Source organism: Streptomyces sp. ISL-12 (genome assembly GCF_018614415.1).
Lineage (GTDB): Bacteria > Actinomycetota > Actinomycetes > Streptomycetales > Streptomycetaceae > Streptomyces.
Genome location: NZ_JAGGOO010000130.1, coordinates 25,345 through 40,833, shown reverse-complemented (window position 1 = coordinate 40,833; position 15,489 = coordinate 25,345). Strand labels below are relative to the sequence as shown.

At 73.3% G+C, this 15,489-nt stretch carries 8 protein-coding genes and 2 pseudogenes; 8 read left to right on the top strand and 2 right to left on the bottom strand.

Features of this window, described 5'->3' with window-relative positions:
- Window positions 1-107 precede the first annotated feature (107 nt).
- The 3 genes from J7I94_RS31130 to hflX all read left to right on the top strand — a co-directional run bounded on the left by J7I94_RS31130 (window position 108) and on the right by hflX (window position 5,540).
- Window positions 108-2,276 carry a bifunctional (p)ppGpp synthetase/guanosine-3',5'-bis(diphosphate) 3'-pyrophosphohydrolase gene (locus tag J7I94_RS31130; RefSeq protein ID WP_215172476.1) on the top strand — a complete coding sequence of 723 codons (2,169 nt, stop codon included), beginning with the start codon at window positions 108-110 and terminating at the stop codon, window positions 2,274-2,276.
- A 120-nt stretch (window positions 2,277-2,396) separates the two neighbouring features.
- The gene (locus J7I94_RS31125; protein ID WP_215172474.1) at window positions 2,397-3,884 is read left to right on the top strand and encodes a M1 family metallopeptidase; all 1,488 of its coding nucleotides are present in this window, start codon (window positions 2,397-2,399) and stop codon (window positions 3,882-3,884) included.
- Window positions 3,885-4,049: 165 nt separating this feature from the next.
- Window positions 4,050-5,540 carry a GTPase HflX gene (gene hflX, locus J7I94_RS31120; RefSeq protein ID WP_215172472.1) on the top strand — a complete coding sequence of 497 codons (1,491 nt, stop codon included), beginning with the start codon at window positions 4,050-4,052 and terminating at the stop codon, window positions 5,538-5,540.
- A gap of 208 nt (window positions 5,541-5,748) precedes the next feature.
- On the opposite strand, the pseudogene J7I94_RS31115 reads toward hflX, so the two are convergent.
- A pseudogene (locus tag J7I94_RS31115) lies at window positions 5,749-6,750 on the bottom strand (serine protease).
- Between the two features lie 253 nt (window positions 6,751-7,003).
- On the opposite strand from J7I94_RS31115, the gene J7I94_RS31110 reads away from it, so the two are divergent.
- The 4 genes and pseudogenes from J7I94_RS31110 (at window position 7,004) to J7I94_RS31095 (ending at window position 13,068) form a co-directional block, all read left to right on the top strand.
- Window positions 7,004-8,248 carry an aminotransferase class III-fold pyridoxal phosphate-dependent enzyme gene (locus J7I94_RS31110; protein WP_308114776.1) on the top strand — a complete coding sequence of 415 codons (1,245 nt, stop codon included), beginning with the start codon at window positions 7,004-7,006 and terminating at the stop codon, window positions 8,246-8,248.
- Between the two features lie 215 nt (window positions 8,249-8,463).
- On the top strand, window positions 8,464-10,251 hold the full coding sequence (locus J7I94_RS31105) for an IucA/IucC family siderophore biosynthesis protein (RefSeq protein ID WP_215172529.1): 1,788 nt from the start codon (window positions 8,464-8,466) through the stop codon (window positions 10,249-10,251).
- A gap of 51 nt (window positions 10,252-10,302) precedes the next feature.
- A pseudogene (locus J7I94_RS31100) lies at window positions 10,303-10,857 on the top strand (GNAT family N-acetyltransferase); the annotation flags it as partial.
- Between the two features lie 222 nt (window positions 10,858-11,079).
- Complete coding sequence (locus J7I94_RS31095; RefSeq protein WP_215172468.1) at window positions 11,080-13,068, top strand: ATP-dependent DNA helicase; 1,989 nt, start codon at window positions 11,080-11,082, stop codon at window positions 13,066-13,068.
- 179 nt (window positions 13,069-13,247) lie between these two features.
- Here J7I94_RS31095 and lexA read toward each other — a convergent pair whose 3' ends face one another.
- Entirely contained in the window at window positions 13,248-14,027 is a 780-nt protein-coding gene (gene lexA, locus J7I94_RS31090; protein ID WP_215172467.1) for a transcriptional repressor LexA, read from the bottom strand.
- 831 nt (window positions 14,028-14,858) lie between these two features.
- Between lexA and nrdR the strand changes: the two genes are divergently transcribed.
- Window positions 14,859-15,413 (top strand): transcriptional regulator NrdR, encoded by a 555-nt coding sequence (gene nrdR / locus J7I94_RS31085; RefSeq protein WP_215172465.1) that lies wholly within the window; start codon window positions 14,859-14,861, stop codon window positions 15,411-15,413.
- The last annotated feature ends 76 nt before the right edge of the window (window positions 15,414-15,489 follow it).

Below are 15,489 nucleotides of genomic sequence, written 5' to 3'. Positions count from 1 at the left end.
GGCTCGATAGCATCAAGGACCGGCCCGGACGGCGGACCGACGCCGTTCCCCGTGCCCCGCCCGACCCGGGGTGGCCCGTCCGCCGGTCGACGCAGCCGGAGGTGCCCATGAACGCGGAGGCCGCGAAACCAGCGAGCCCAGGTCCGGTGACGCCCGCGACCACCGTCGCCGCCACCCCCACGACGCCCCGCCGCAAGGCCCGCCCGCGGCTCGACCTGCGGCGCCTGGGCCGCGCCGCACTGCTCGGTCCCGGCACCCGCGACCGGCTCCCCGACGCCATCGGCCATGTGGTCGAGGCCCACCGCGCCCACCACCCCGACGCGGCCATCGACCCCCTGCGCCGCGCCTATCTGCTCGCCGAGTCCTCGCACCGCGGCCAGATGCGCAAGAGCGGCGAGCCGTACATCACGCACCCCCTCGCCGTCACCCTCATCCTCGCCGAACTGGGTGCCGAGACCACCACGCTGACCGCCTCCCTCCTGCACGACACCGTCGAGGACACGGAGGTGACCCTCGACCAGGTGGGCGCGGAGTTCGGCGAAGAGGTCCGCTACCTCGTCGACGGCGTCACCAAACTGGAGAAGGTCGACTACGGCGCCGCCGCCGAGCCCGAGACCTTCCGCAAGATGCTCGTCGCCACGGGCAACGACGTCCGCGTGATGTCGATCAAACTCGCCGACCGGCTGCACAACATGCGCACCCTCGGCGTGATGCGCCAGGAGAAGCAGGAACGCATCGCCAAGGTCACCCGGGACGTCCTCATCCCGCTCGCCGAACGGCTCGGCGTCCAGGCGCTCAAGACCGAGCTGGAGGACCTGGTCTTCGCGGTCCTGCACCCCGAGGACCACCGGCGCACCAAGGAACTCATCGCCGAGAACGCCGCCCGCCCGGACGACCCGCTCGCCGCGACCGCCGACGAGGTACGCGCCGTGCTGCGCGACGCCGACATCCCGGCGGAGGTCCTGATCCGGCCCCGCCACTTCGTCTCCGTGCACCGCGTGGGCCGCAAACGCGGCCGGCTCGCCCCGACCGACTTCGGCCGCCTGCTGGTCCTGGTGAACGAGGACGCCGACTGCTACGCCGTCCTCGGCGAACTGCACACCTGTATGACGCCGGTGGTCTCGGAGTTCAAGGACTTCATCGCCGTACCCAAGTTCAACCTGTACCAGTCGCTGCACACCGCCGTGGCCCGCGAGGGCGACGGCCAGGTCGTCGAAGTCCTCATCCGCACGCACCAGATGCACAAGGTCGCCGAGGCCGGAGTGGTCGCCCTCGGCAACCCCTACACCGCGCCCGGCGAGGAGCAGTCCGCGGGCGACGGAGAACGCGTCGACCCCACCCGCCCCGGCTGGCTCTCCCGCCTCCTCGACTGGCAGCGGGCGGCCCCCGACCCCGACACCTTCTGGTCCACCCTGCGCGAGGACCTCGCCCAGGACCGCGAGATCACCGTCTTCCGCCCCGACGGCGGCACCCTGGGCCTGCCCGAGGGCGCGACCTGCGTGGACGCCGCCTACGCGCAGTACGGCGAGGACGCGCACGCGTGCATCGGCGCCCGGGTCAACGGGCGGCTGGCGACGCTCAGCACGGTCCTGCGCGACGGCGACACCGTGCAGCTCCTCATGGGGCAGGACCCGGCCTCCGAGCCCTCCCGGGAGTGGCTGGAGCACGCCCACACCCCCGCCGCCCGGATCGCCATCCAGCGCTGGCTCACCGCCCACCCGGGGCGCGGCGGCGCCGAGGACGAGGAGCCCGCCCGGCCGGGCACCGACGAGGGACTGGTCGTCCGCCGCACCCCGGAGGCGCCGGACGGCGGCGCCGACGCCCCCGCCGTCCTGGTCGACCTGCCGGACGTGACCGTACGGCTGGCCGGCTGCTGCACCCCCGTACCGCCCGACCGGGTCACCGGCTTCGCCGTGCGCGGGTCGGTCGTGACGGTGCACCGCGCGGAGTGCGCCGTAGTGGCGCGGATGAAGAGCGCGGGGCGCGCGGAGGTCGGCGTGCGCTGGGGCGACACCGCCGGCGGCCGGGTCACGCTGCTCGCCGAATCGTTCGTCCGTCCGCATCTCCTGGCCGACCTCACCGAGGCGATGGCCCTGGAGGGCGCCGAGATCGTCTCCGCGACCGTCGAGCCCCCGGACCGGCAGCGCGTCCGCCACACGTACACCGTCCGCCTCCCGGACGTCGCCCACCTGCCCGCCCTGATGCGCGCGATGCGGAACGTGGCGGGCGTGTACGACGTGAGCCGGGCGCAGCAGCCGCAGCCGACGGACGGCTGAGCGGCGGGGTCGACAGCCCGGGGCTCGGTGGTCTGGGGCGCGTGGCGCGCGGGAGCCCGTTCGGGTGCGCCGGGCGCGCGCCGTCGCCGTGGCGTGCGCGGGCGCTGATAGCCGTGGGGGATGCCGCACACTCCCCCCACCTCGCTCTCCCGGCTTCGGCCGGCGGCGCTGCTCGCGTCGGCCGCCTCGCTCTGTCTGACCGCCGCGAGCGCCCCGCCGGCCCCGCTCGGCATCGGCGACCGCCTCTTCCCGTACCTGGGCAACCCCGGCTACGACGTGCTGGCCTACGACCTCTCCTTCACCTACTCCGGCAGCAACACCGAGCCGCTGCGCGCCGTCACCACCATCGACGCCCGGACCACGGCCGACCTGGACCGGATCAACCTGGACTTCGCCCACGGCACGGTCGGCTCGGTGGAGGTCGACGGCGAGCCCGCCGCCTTCGCCGCCGCCGGCGAGGACCTGGTGATCACGCCCGGGGAGGCGGCGGCCGAGGGCGAGCGGATCCGGATCACCGTGCGGCACAGCAGCGACCCCGCCGGCCCGGAAGGACGCGAGGGCGGCTGGGTCCGCACCGCCGACGGCCTCGCCATGGCCAACCAGGCCGACGCCGCCCACCTGGTCTTCCCCTGCAACGACCACCCCTCCGACAAGGCGTTCTTCACCATCCGGGTCACCGCCCCCGACGGCCACACCGCCGTCGCGAACGGGCTGCCGCACGGCCGCTCCCCGGCCGGCGACACGGCGACCACCTGGACGTACCGCACCCGGCACCCCATGGCGACGGAACTGGCCCAGGTGTCCGTCGGCCGCAGCACGGTGCTGCGCCGCACCGGCCCGCACGGGCTGCCCGTACGGGACGTCGTCCCCACCCGGCACCGCGCGGCGCTGGAGCCGTGGCTGCGGAAGACCCCCGGCCAGATCGCCTGGATGGAGAGCAGGGTCGGGCCGTACCCCTTCGAGACGTACGGCCTGCTCATGGCCGACGCCTCCACCGGGTTCGAACTGGAGACGCAGACGCTCTCCCTCTTCGAGAGGGAACTGTTCACCGAGCGGACCCACCCCGAGTGGTTCATCGAGTCGATCATGGTGCACGAGCTGGCCCACCAGTGGTTCGGCGACAGCGTCAGCCCGCGCGACTGGTCCGACCTGTGGCTCAGCGAGGGGCACGCCACCTGGTACGAGGCCCTGTACGCACAGGAGCGCGGCGGCCAGACCCTGACAGCCCGGATGAAGGCCGCCTACAGCACGTCCGACGACTGGCGCGCCGAGGGCGGACCGCCGGCCGCGCCCAAGGCGCCCGAACCCGGCCGCAAGACGAGCATCTTCCGGCCCAGCGTCTACGACGGCTCCGCACTGGTCCTCTACGCCCTGCGCCAGGAGATCGGCCGCCCGGCCTTCGAACGCCTCCAACGGATCTGGGTGAGCCGTCACCGGGACTCCAACGCGGCCACGGCCGACTTCGTCCGGCTCGCCGGCGAGGTGTCCGGCCGTGATCTGGACGGCTTCCTGCACGCCTGGCTCCACGGTGAGCGGACCCCGCCGATGCCGGGCCACCCGGACTGGAAGCCGGCCGGGACGACTGCCGCGCCGGAGTCAGGGGAATAAGCCGATGACGAGACGCCTCGTCCCGTGCGACCATTTTCCGGTCGGCGCGCGGTTCGGGAGGCGGGAATCTCTCCGCCTGCTCACGCGTTGTGACGTACGACCGGCCTGTGGCGTGAAGAGCGCCGCGGTATCCGTTCCCGAGATTCCCAGAGACGTAAGGATCCAATGACCTCCTCTTCTTCCACTTCCCAGGACACCAAGCGCCTCGCGCACACCTATCCCGAGGGTCTTCGGGCCGATGCCCTGATGGAAGAGGACGTCGCCTGGAGCCACGGAAACGACGCGGAGTGGGACGGCGATCAGTTCGACCGCTCCGAGCGCGCGGCCCTGCGCCGCGTGGCGGGCCTCTCCACCGAGCTGGAGGACGTCACCGAGGTCGAGTACCGACAGCTCCGCCTGGAGCGCGTCGTCCTCGTCGGCGTCTGGACCACGGGCACGGCACGGGACGCGGAGAACTCCCTCGCCGAACTGGCCGCCCTCGCGGAGACCGCGGGCGCGCTGGTGCTCGACGGCGTGATCCAGCGCCGTGACAAGCCCGACGCGGCCACGTACATCGGCTCCGGCAAGGCGCAGGAACTGCGCGAGATCGTGCTGGAGACGGGCGCGGACACCGTCATCTGCGACGGTGAGCTGAGCCCCGGCCAGCTGATCCAGCTGGAGGACGTCGCCAAGGTCAAGGTCATCGACCGGACCGCCCTGATCCTCGACATCTTCGCCCAGCACGCCAAGTCCCGCGAGGGCAAGGCGCAGGTGGCGCTCGCGCAGATGCAGTACATGCTGCCGCGGCTGCGCGGCTGGGGTCAGTCGCTGTCCCGGCAGATGGGTGGTGGCCGCGGCGGTCTCGCGACCCGCGGCCCCGGTGAGACCAAGATCGAGACGGACCGGCGCCGGATCCGCGAGAAGATGGCGAAGATGCGCCGTGAGATCGCGGAGATGAAGACCGGCCGCGAGGTCAAGCGCCAGGAGCGCCGGCGCAACAAGGTGCCGTCCGTCGCCATCGCGGGCTACACCAACGCCGGCAAGTCCTCCCTGCTCAACCGCCTCACCGGCGCCGGCGTCCTGGTCGAGAACGCGCTGTTCGCGACCCTGGACCCGACCGTGCGCCGCGCGGAGACGCCGAGCGGGCGGCTGTACACCCTGGCGGACACCGTCGGCTTCGTCCGGCACCTGCCCCACCACCTGGTCGAGGCGTTCCGTTCCACCATGGAGGAGGTCGGCGACTCCGACCTGATCCTGCACGTGGTGGACGGCTCGCACCCGGTCCCGGAGGAGCAGCTCGCCGCCGTGCGCGAGGTGATCAGGGACGTCGGCGCCACCGGCGTACCCGAGATCGTCGTGATCAACAAGGCCGACCTGGCCGACCCGCTGGTCCTCCAGCGGCTGCTCCGGGTCGAGAAGCACTCCATCGCCGTCTCCGCCCGCACGGGCCGGGGCATCGAGGAACTGCTCGCGCTGATCGACAACGAGCTGCCCCACCCGTCCGTCGAGATCGAGGCACTGGTGCCGTACACGCACGGCAAGCTGGTCGCCCGCGCCCACGACGAGGGCGAGGTGCTCTCCGAGGAGCACACCCCGGAGGGCACCCTGCTCAAGGTCCGGGTGCACGAGGAACTCGCGGCGGAACTCACGCCGTACGTCCCGGCGCCGCTCGCCTGATCGCGTACGGGTCCCGCACGGACCCGGCACGTCGTACGTCCGAGGGCCCGCCTCCCGCATCGGCGGGGGCGGGCCCTCGGACGTCGTACGCCGGTGTCGTCGCCACGGGTGACGCTGAGGGATGGTGCTGCGGCCCGGCGCGTCGTCGCAGCCAGGCGGGTGCCCGGCGCCCCTCACTGCCCGGTTCCGCTGCGCTGCCCGGCGCCCTTCACCGCCCGGCGGGCTCCGCGCCGACCGCGTCGTACACGGCCTTCGCCCTCCTCGCCCAGCCGCGGACCGGCCAACCAACCCGCCTCCCACCGGGCCGATGGAGGTGTTGGACACCAGCACCGGGTCGCCGTCGGACCCGGCCGTCACCCAGCCGCCGCCGGACGAACCCCGGTCATGGTGCAGCCGATGCGGTACATCGTCGGCTCGGACGCGTCGATGGACAGCCGGCCCGGCCGGTCCTCGCACCCGTACAGCGTCTGGCCGTCGAACGGCGCCGCGGCCGGGAATCCGAGCGCCGTGAGCACAGGGATCTCCGGCGCCGCGGGCGCCGCGAAGTCCACCGGCAGGGCCGAGCCGACCGTCTCCTCCAGCGACCTGCCGCCGACGCCCCCCTCGGGCGCCACCCGGATGACGGCGAAGTCGTGCGCGGGCACCGTCACCGCCGGTGGCTGCGCCCCGCTCGATCCACTGATGAGAGGTCTGTGCCCGGTCGCCATCACACGCCGTAGGGAGCCGGCTGGTGCTCGGTGGCGTCGCGCAGGTCCTTGCCCGACAGCGCTGTGTCGTCGTACGACGGCACGAACGCGATGGTGCGGTACCAGCCCGCCCGTCCGGCCGGCGTGCACCCAGTGACCCGCGGCCCGCACCAGGTCGGACCGGCCAGGACGCGCCGGGTCCGCCACCACCGTCGCCGAACAGACCATCTGGCCAGGCGCAGCCAGTCGCCACGGTCCCAGTCCTGCCAGGCACCGTCCTTCCACCGGTCGACGTCGATCCCGTGTTCCCTGAGTCCGTCCTCGATGTGGTCCGGGATCTCGATCCCGCCGCCGGCGTCGTCCGCGGCCGAGGCGGACGAACCACCGCCTGGGCCGCCGTCCGTCCTGCGGGCGGCGGTCGGCGCCGGCACCGACGCGAGCGCGACGACGACCGGCCGCGGGAAGACGCGGCCCCGCCCGCCCCGTGGTCGTCGATCGGTGAACGCCAGCCGTACGTAACGCATGGTGTGCCCCCTTGCTGCTATCGGAATGCGATATGCCCCCTACGAGGGAACTCGGGCGGAATGTCAATGGTCGCGCAACAGGCAGATCCGGCGGCAGGCCGTAACCCCGTGCGCGATCGGGGGTTGGTAGCGGTGAGGGGTGGCCTGCGGCCCGACCGCGGCCCCTCTCTGAACAGCGGAAGGACAGGAGACCGTGGCCGAATCCGGGTGCGGGGGGTTGGTGTCGACGGGGGAGGGGGCGGCGAGGACGGCGGTGCGGTCCGTCCGGGAGGCGCCCTCGGGAACGTACGAGGGCGCCGCGCGGCGCCGGCCGGCGCGTGAGACGGCGGCGCGTACCTACGCGCGCGCCCTGCCGATCGTCCCCGTCCGGGCACGGGGACTCACCGTCGAGGGGGCGGACGGCCGGCGCTATCTGGACTGTCTCTCCGGCGCCGGAACACTGGCCCTCGGGCACAACCACCCGGTCGTGCTGGAGGCGATCCGCGAGGTGCTCGACTCCGGCGTCCCGTTGCAGGCCCCCGACGTGGCGACACCGGTCAAGGACGCCTTCGTCGACGAACTGCTGCGCACCCTGCCGCCCGTTTTCGCCGGGCACGCGCGCGTCAGGTTCTGCGGTCCCTGCGAGACGGACGCGATGGACACCGCCGTGGCACTCGTCCGCGCCGCGACCGGCCGGACGGGCATCGTCCCGTGCGGTGATGACCGGCCCGTGTGCGGCGACCAGCTCGACGCCTTCGGGACGGACGCGACGCCGGCCGGGATGCTGCTCGCGCCGGTCTCGGACGAGGGCCTGCTCCCCGTGTCCGACGACCGGATGCGCCAGGTGCGGAGGCTGACCGCCGCACGGTCCGTCGCGCTCATCGCCGACGAGCGGGGCACGGGCGTCGGCCGGACCGGCGCTTACTGGGCGGTGGACCATGCCGGGGTCGTGCCCGAGGTGATGGTCCTCTCCAGGGCGATCGGCGGCAGCCTGCCGCTGTCCGTCGTCGTCCACCACGAGGACCTCCAGCCCGGCGACCTCGGCGTCCCCGCCGGAGCCTTCTGCGGCAACCAGCTCGCCATGGCCGCGGGCACGGCGACCCTGGCCCACGTCCGCGAGAACCGCCTCGCCGAGCACGCGGCCACCCTGGGCGCCGGCCTGCTCGGCCGGCTGCGGGAGCTGACCGGCGTACACCCTTGCGTCGGGGAGGTGCGCGGGCGCGGGCTGATGATCGGGATCGAGTTCGTGCACGCCGAGGAGGACCCGCTCGACGACGGCGGCGATCACCCCTGCCGCCGTCCCGCGCCCGGACTCGCGGCCGCAGTCCAGCGGGAGTGCCTGCGCCGCGGTCTCATCGTCGGCGTCGGCGGCCGGCCCGCGAACGTCGTCCGGCTGCTGCCACCGCTGACCACCACGGAGGAGCAGGCGGCGGCGGTATTCGACCGCCTGGCCGACGCCGTCTGCGCGGTGGCCCGCGACCACTCCGGTCAGGCCCCGCCCTGCCCGCACCCGCGCTGAGCCGCTGCGCGACGCCACCCGCCACCGGCTCCGGCGCACTCGCCGTCACCGCCGCCCTCACATCTCGCGTATCCCGGCTGCGGGAGCGCGGACCGTCTGTTCGTCCCGCTCCCGGCTTTTTGCCCAATTTGTAGTACTTCCCTACGGAAAAACGTTCGCTCAGAGGATCTGCCGTGATCTCCTTCCCCCCGTCCGAAGACCACACCCGTCCGCGGATGTCCGGCACCCCGGGCGACCAGGAGACGGTGCCCAGACAGCAGGTCCCCGCCCGGACGGACCCCTTGGCGCATCCGGACCCCCACACCGCGGCCCAGGCCGCCGCCGTGGAGAACCTGCTGCGCTGCTGGCTCCGGGAGACCGACGTACCCGGCCCGGAGCACGGGGTCCTTCGCGTCCCCCTGCCCGCCAGCGGTACGGCCCTGCTGGTGCCCGTCCGCCACTGGTCACCGACGGGGTGGCACCGCTTCGGCGCGCCCTGCCTGGCCGGTGCTCCCCAGCCGGGCCGACCGGTGGACGCGGTGACCGTCGCCGCGCTGCTCGCCAGGGAGGCGCCCGGTGCCACGGCGGCCGACGCCGTCGACCTCGTGGCCCGGGTCGCCGACTCCGTCCGCCGGACCACCGTCTTCATCGGCGACCGCCGGGAACAGCCCGCCGACGCCCCCGACCTCTTCCTCGCCGCCGAGCAGGCCCTCGTCCACGGCCACCCCCTGCACCCGACACCGAAGAGCCGCGAAGGGCTCACCGAGAGCGAGCTGCGCCGGTACTCACCGGAACTGCGGGGCTCCTTCCCGCTGCACTGGATGGCGGTCGCCCCCTCGGTGCTGCGCACCGACTCCGCCTGGACCGAGCGCGGTCGCCCGGTCACCGGCCCCCAGCTCACCGCCCGGCTGGCACCACAGAGCGAGCTGCCGGACCTGCCCGACGGATACGCCGCCCTGCCCCTGCACCCCTGGCAGGCCCAGGAGATCCGGCGCCGGCCCGAGGCCGAGGCCCTGCTGGCCGCCGGTCTGCTGCGCGACCTCGGCCCCCGGGGCCTGCCCTGGTGCCCCACCTCCTCCGTACGCACCGTCCACCGCACCGCCGCGCCCGCCATGCTCAAGCTCTCCCTGGGCCTGCACATCACCAACTCGCGACGGGAGAACCTGCGCAAGGAACTGCACCGGGGCGTCGAGGTCCACCGCCTCCTGCGCAGGGGCCTCGCGGCCCGCTGGCAGGCCGCGCACCCGGGGTTCGACATCGTCCGCGACCCGGCCTGGCTCGCCGTGGACGGACCGGACGGCACACCCGTGCGCGGACTCGACGTGGTCGTCCGGCACAACCCGTTCCGCCCCCGTGACGACGTCTCCTGCGTCGCCGGACTCGTCGCGCCCCGGGCCCACACGCCCGGGTCCCGGCTGGCCGGGATCATCCACGGCCTGGCCGCCCGGACCGGACGGTCGCCCGGCGCCGTGGCCGCCGAGTGGTTCCCGCACTACCTGGAACAGATCGTCCGCCCCGTCCTCTGGCTGGACGGCGAGGCGGGCATCGCGCTGGAGGCACATCAGCAGAACACGCTGCTGCTCCTGGACGCCGACGGCCGGCCCGCGGGCGGCCGTTACCGCGACAACCAGGGCTACTACTTCCGGGAGTCCCGCCGGGCCGAACTCGACGCCCGGCTGCCCGGCCTCGGCGAACGGAGCGACACCTTCGTCTCCGACGAGGTCGCCGACGAACGGCTCGCGTACTACCTCGCGATCAACAACGTCTTCGGCCTGGTGGGCGCCTTCGGCTCCCAGCGGCTCGCCGACGAAGGGCTGCTGCTCGACGCCTTCCGCCGCTTCCTGCGCGAGGCCGCCGCGGGACCGCGCCGGATGCGCAGCTCACTGCCCGGCCGGCTGCTCGACTCACCCGTCCTGCGCTGCAAGGCCAACCTGCTGACGCGTATGCGGGGCCTGGACGAACTCGTCGGCCCGGTCGACACCCAGTCCGTCTACGTCACCCTGCCCAACCCCCTGCATCGCTGACCCGTCCGAGACAGGAGCGACACTGTGCCACGCACCGAGGCGAGTATCCAGGTGGCCGCCTGGGGGCCGGCCGACACGCCCGCCGGCGCGTTCCGCCTGCTCCCCGTGCGCCTGGAACGGGACCTGCGGCTGATCAGCCGCTGGATGAACGATCCGGCGGTCGCCCTCTTCTGGGAACTGGCCGGACCGCCGAGCGTGACCGAGGCCCATGTACGCGCCCAGCTCGCCGGGGACGGCGGCAGCGTGCCGTGCCTCGGTGTCCTGGAGGGCAGGCCGATGAGCTACTGGGAGATCTACCGCGCCGACCTCGATCCGCTGGCCCGCCACTGCCCCGTACGACCCCACGACATCGGCATCCACCTGCTCATCGGTGCTGCTGCCGACCGGGGGCGCGGCCTTGGCACCATGCTGATCAGGGCCGTCGCCGAGCTCGCGCTGGACCGGCGGCCCTCGTGCACGCGCGTCCTCGCGGAGCCGGACGTCCGCAACACCCGCTGCGTCGCCGCGTTCCTGGGCGCCGGTTTCCGGTTCCGCGGCGAGATCGCCCTGCCGGGCAAGCGCGCGGCTCTCATGATCCGGGACCGTGCCCCGCACCGTTCGCTCTGACGCCGCCGGGAGCACGTGCGGCGTCGTCCGCTGTGACGCCAGGACCGCGTGCGGCGTCGTCCGCTGTGACGCCAGGACCGCGTGCGGCGCCGTCCGCTGATGTCCACCACCCCCGCGCGCCCTCCTTTCCTCCCCTGCGCCCCTGCCGGACTGTCAGCGGCCGGCCCCTCCCCGCCGCCTGCTCGCCCGTTTGTCAGTCCCGGGCCGTAGGGTGGTCGCGCTATGACGAAGCCCTCACTCCCCGAACTCCTGCATGCTGCCGTCACTGCCGTCGGCGGCACGGAGCGCCCCGGCCAGGTGGCCATGGCCGAAGCGGTCGCGGAGGCGATCGACGACGGTTCCCATCTGCTGGTCCAGGCCGGCACCGGCACCGGCAAGTCGCTCGGCTACCTCGTGCCCGCGCTCGCGCACGGGGACCGGGTGATCGTGGCGACCGCCACCCTCGCCCTCCAGCGCCAGCTCGTCGAGCGGGACCTGCCGCGTACGGTGGACGCGCTCCACCCGCTGCTGCGCCGCCGCCCGGAGTTCGCGATGCTCAAGGGCCGGTCGAACTACCTGTGTCTGCACCGGCTGCACGAGGGCGTCCCGCAGGACGAGGAGGAGGGCCTCTTCGACCAGTTCGAGGCCGCCGCCCCCACCAGCAGGCTGGGCCAGGACCTGCTGCGCATGCGCGACTGGGCGGACGAGACCGAGACCGGCGACCGCGACGACCTCACGCCCGGTGTGTCGGACCGGGCCTGGTCCCAGGTGTCGGTGTCGTCGCGGGAGTGCCTGGGCGCCACGAAGTGCGCCTACGGCGCCGAGTGCTTCGCGGAGATGGCCCGGGAGCGCGCCAAGCTCGCCGAGGTCGTCGTCACCAACCACGCGCTGCTCGCCATCGATGCCATCGAGGGTGCCCCGGTCCTCCCGCAGCACGAGGTGCTGATCGTCGACGAGGCGCACGAGCTGGTCTCCCGGGTCACCGGCGTAGCCACCGGCGAACTCACCCCGGGCCAGGTCAACCGTGCGGTGCGGCGTGCCGCGAAGCTCGTCAACGAGAAGGCCGCCGACCAGCTCCAGACCGCCTCGGAGGGCTTCGAACGGCTGATGGAGCTGGCCCTGCCCGGCCGCCTGGAGGAAGTCCCGGAGGACCTCGGCTACGCGCTGATGGCCCTGCGCGACGCCTGCCGCACGGTGATCTCCGCGATCGGCGCCACGCGCGACAAGTCCGTGCAGGACGAGGACGCGGTACGCAAACAGGCCCTCGCCTTCGTGGAATCCGTGCACGACGTGGCGGAGCGGATCGTGAACGGCTCCGAGTGGGACGTCGTCTGGTACGAGCGGCACGACCGCTTCGGTGCCTCGCTGCGGGTCGCTCCCATGTCCGTCGCGGGCCTGCTGCGGGAGAAGCTCTTCGCCGACCGCTCGGTGGTGCTGACCTCGGCGACCCTGAAGCTGGGCGGCGACTTCAACGGGGTCGGCGCCTCGCTCGGCCTGGCCCCCGAGGGCACCGAGGGCGAGGACGTCCCGCAGTGGAAGGGCGTCGACGTCGGCTCGCCCTTCGACTATCCCCGGCAGGGCATCCTGTACGTCGCCAAGCACCTGGCGCGTCCCGCGCGGGACGGGGACCGCGCCGACATGCTGGACGAGCTGACCGAGCTGATCCAGGCCGCGGGCGGCAGGACGCTCGGGCTGTTCTCGTCGATGCGGGCGGCGCAGCTGGCCGCCGAGGAGCTGCGGGCGCGGATTCCCGAGTTCCCGATTCTGCTCCAGGGCGAGGAGACGCTCGGCGAGCTGATCAAGAACTTCGCGGGCGACCCGAAGACCTGCCTGTTCGGCACCCTCTCCCTCTGGCAGGGCGTCGACGTCCCCGGCCCCAGCTGCCAACTGGTCGTCATGGACAAGATCCCGTTCCCGCGCCCGGACGACCCGCTGATGAGCGCCCGGCAGAAGGCGGTGGAGGAGGGCGGCGGCAACGGCTTCATGGCGGTGGCCGCCACCCACGCGGCCCTGCTCATGGCCCAGGGGGCGGGCCGGCTGGTCCGGGCCTCCGGCGACCGCGGCGTGGTCGCCGTACTGGACCCGCGTCTGGCCACGGCCCGGTACGGGAGCTATCTGAAGGCCTCACTGCCCGACTTCTGGTACACCACGGACCGTAATCAGGCCCGGAAGTCGCTGGCGGCCATCGACGCGGCGGCGCGGCAGGCGGAAGCGGAAGCCGAGGCCGGGTGATCGGTGGTGGGTGGCCTGGCGCGGCGCCGCGCCAGGCCACCCACCGGTGCACAAGCCGTGGCCACCGGGGTCTCGCGACAGCACAGGTCTCGGGACAGCACAGGGCCCCGGAACCGGCGCAGGGGTCCCGGGGCCCGGTCAGGACGGCGGGGCTCTCAGCGGCCCGCCCGCCGTGACACTCAGACGCGGCGCAGAACGGCCACCACCTTGCCGAGGATGGTCGCGTCGTCGCCGGGGATCGGCTCGTACGCCGAGTTGTGCGGGAGCAGCCAGACGTGGCCGTCCTCACGCTTGAAGCGCTTCACCGTGGCCTCGCCGTCGAGCATCGCGGCCACGATGTCGCCGTTCTCCGCGACGGGCTGGCGACGGACGGTGACCCAGTCGCCGTCACAGATGGCGGCCTCGATCATCGAGTCGCCGACCACCTTGAGCACGAACAGCTCGCCGTCACCGACCAACTGCCGGGGCAGCGGGAAGACGTCCTCGACGGACTCCTCCGCGAGGATCGGGCCACCGGCCGCGATGCGCCCGACGAGCGGGACGTACGACGCGGCCGGCTTGCCCGCGGTGTCCGTGGGCTGCACGGAGGCCGCCTGGTCGGAGCCGCGCACCTCGTAGGCGCGCGGGCGGTGCGGGTCGCGGCGCAGGAAGCCCTTGCGCTCCAGGGCCATCAGCTGATGGGCGACGGAGGACGTGCTGGAGAGGCCGACGGCCTGGCCGATCTCGCGCATGGACGGCGGGTAGCCCCGGCGCTGGACCGAGTCCCGGATGACCTCGATCACCCGGCGTTGGCGGTCGGTGAGTCCCGAGCTGTCCGCCCTGATCCCTGGAGGTCGGCCGGGCATGGAGCGCTTGGCTCCCTCTGGATTCGTGGCTTCGTTCATCGCGTGCACCGGCTCGATCCGCCCCGGGGAGCGGTCCTGGGCGGTGATGGCGGCACTGTCTGCGGTGGTGGTCACGTCGGCCCCTCTCGATGGTCTCCCTGCTGGACAACGGTAGTTGCTTTCGAAAGGTTGCGCCAAACACACGTTCGAGTGAAAAAACGTAGTTTGCCTGACGTGATCAGGTGTCCAGGTGTATTGCCCCCACGGGGTTCGGCGGACATAAGGGTCCATTGCTGTACCCTTCACCGCCGGGGTGGTGGCCTCGCGGGCTGTGGCCCCAGTCTGCCATTCGGCATTCCGTCGGACGGGGAGCGGTCCTCATCTGCGCGGGAGTCGCACCTCGCCTCCCCGCGGCGCCCACGGTATCTCCGCACCCGTCGCATCGGCACCGCCCCGGGCGCACGCGCGCGTGACGTGTCGTCCCGCCTCACGGGCTCGGGGGTGCCCCGCCTTCCGCCTTGGCGGTCGGGGGGTGCCCCGCCGTCGGGTTCGCGGACGTCTCGCCGTCCCGCTTCGCGGACGTTCCGGCGTCCGGCTTCGCGGGTGCGCACGTTCCGGCTTCGCAGCCGTGCACGCGCGACCGGGCCGACGCGGCCCCGCCGGCGGACCGCGCGCGAGGGCGGGAACGAGCCGCAGGGCGGCTCCGGCGACGGCCGCGGCCGGACGTGCTCCGGTTCGCCGGGGTGAACGGCCGGGCGCCGCCCGCTGATGCGGGCGCGACACGCGTGAAGGTGTGGATGTCTGAGCCAATCCCCATATCTAGTGGTTGGATTGCATCAGTGGCCCACAAGTTGTGGTCCCCCCGGTCTTGAGGCCGGTGGCGATCGCCTATGCTTGGGGCTGCTTCGAGGGGCCTGAAGGGCCTCGTGAGGCTATTGAGTCTGCCGTGAGGAGGGTTGGAGTCCCATGCACTGCCCCTTCTGCAGGCACCCCGACAGCCGTGTCGTCGACAGCCGTACGACCGACGACGGCACGTCGATCCGCAGGCGCCGCCAGTGCCCTGACTGCTCGCGTCGGTTCACGACCGTGGAGACCTGCTCGCTGATGGTGGTCAAGCGGTCCGGGGTCACCGAACCGTTCAGCCGCGCCAAGATCATCAACGGCGTGCGCAAGGCGTGCCAGGGTCGGCCCGTCACCGAGGACGCGCTCGCCCAGCTCGGCCAGCGGGTCGAGGAGGCGGTGCGGGCCACCGGGAGCGCCGAGCTGACCAGTCACGACGTGGGGCTGGCCATACTCGGCCCGCTCCAGGAACTGGACCTCGTCGCCTACCTGCGGTTCGCCTCGGTCTACCGGGCGTTCGACTCGCTCGAGGACTTCGAGGCCGCGATCGCGGAACTCAGGGAAGAGACGGGACAGCCGGGCGTGAGCGGCGGCGACGGAGCCGGCGCGGGGAGCCAGGAAGACGGCCGCGGGCCCGAGGGGACCGCGCAGGTTCCCGAGCCCGCAGGCGCCGCCGACTGACCGGCGGGCCGGCCCCGGACCGAGGAACCGGGACCGGCCGGACGGCGGCGAAGAAGAGACCTGTTGCGGGCGGAGC